This is a genomic window from Syntrophomonas sp. UBA5494 (genome assembly GCF_002426325.1).
Map to the genome: position 1 here is coordinate 29,611 of NZ_DIPG01000049.1, position 1,602 is coordinate 31,212.

2 protein-coding genes are annotated in these 1,602 nt (G+C 52.6%); both read right to left on the reverse strand.

Features of this window, described 5'->3' with window-relative positions:
• The coding region (gene ligA, locus B3W37_RS05765) for an NAD-dependent DNA ligase LigA (protein WP_483175033.1) at positions 1-1,383 on the reverse strand (1,383 nt) is incomplete at its 3' end.
• Positions 1,384-1,401: 18 nt separating this feature from the next.
• A partial coding sequence (locus tag B3W37_RS05770) for a hypothetical protein (protein WP_483175034.1) occupies positions 1,402-1,602 on the reverse strand: 201 nt, incomplete at its 5' end.

Here is a 1,602-nt window from a genome sequence, read left to right on the forward strand (position 1 = left end):
TACCATACCGCGCTCCACCAGCTGTTCAATCACTGCCGGACCCATGCCCTCTATGTCCATAGCATCCCGGGAGGCGAAGAAAATCAGGCTCTCTTTCAAGCGGGCCGGGCAGTTTATATTTTCACAGCGGTAGGCCACTTCTCCTGAAGGCCGCACCACCTGGCTTTCACAGGCCGGGCATTTCAGCGGGGGCGTGACCTTGACTTCGTCCCCTTTTCTCTTTTCGGGAAAGGACTTGATGATTTCGGGAATGATGTCTCCCGCTTTATGAACCAGTACTATATCGCCCTTGCGGATGTCCTTTTCCTCAACCAGGTCAAAATTATGCATGCTGGCCCGGCTTACGGTAGTGCCGGCCAGAGAGACCGCTTCCAAAATGGCCGTGGGGGCTATCACCCCGGTTCGGCCTACATTAACCACTATATCCAGAACCCTGGTCTCTTTCTCCTCGGGGGGAAACTTGTAAGCAATGGCCCAGCGGGGGCTCTTGGCGGTCTGCCCTAATTCTTCCCGCGCAGGCAGGGAATTGAGTTTCACCACTATGCCGTCTATTTCGTAGGGGAGTTCATGGCGCTTTTCGCCGAGTTCTTCGCAATACCTGAAAACCTCACGGATATCGTGGCAAAGGTAATATTCCGGATTAACCGGCAGGCCTTGCTCCTGTATAAAAGCCAGCATATCCTGTTGAGTGCTTAAGGCCGCCCCTTCAGCATAAACCACATCGTAAAAGAACGCCGACAGGGAACGGGAAGCGGTGATCTGCGGGTTCAACTGCCGGAGCGAACCGGCCGCGGCGTTGCGGGGATTGGCGAAGATCCGCTCCCCTATTTCCTCTTTTTCAGCGTTTAACCTGGCGAATTCCCGTTTGGGCATATATACCTCCCCGCGCACCTCCAGGCGGGGCACAGCAGTCTTCAACTTGAGGGGGATGGTCTTAATGGCACGGACATTGGCGCTGACATCCTCTCCCACCAGACCGTTTCCCCGCGTGGCTGCATGCAGGAAAACCCCATTTTCATAAACCACCACCACAGACACCCCGTCGATTTTGAGTTCAGTCATGAAATCGGCCTGGTTAACCAGCCTGAGGACACGTTGATTAAATTGGGCCAAATCCGAAAAGGAAAAAGCATTATCCAGGCTTAGGAGCGGATAGCGATGGGTTATGGTGTTGAATTTATCTAAGACCTCTCCGCCAACCCGCTGGGTGGGGGAGTCCGGGGTTATCAATTGCGGATACTGGGATTCCAAAGCGATAAGTTCTGCCATCAAAGCATCAAACTCGGCGTCACTGATTAAGGGATTGTCGAGCACATAATAATGGTGCTCGTGTTTTCTTATCTCATTGCACAAATCCTTAATACGTGATTTTGGATCGTTCAATATCAAGGCCCCCTAGTATCATCCGATTTTCTCCAGCGGAGCCAGGTCCAGGCGCAGCATGCGCACTCCGGCCCTTTCAAAATCCACCACTGCGATCTGGCCTTCGTCAATAAGAGCAGTGATAATACCCATGCCGAATTTGCGGTGTATAACGGTGTCCCCTGCACCCAATTGTACGGTGATCACTTCTTTATGATGCGGTGATATCATCAATTCCTG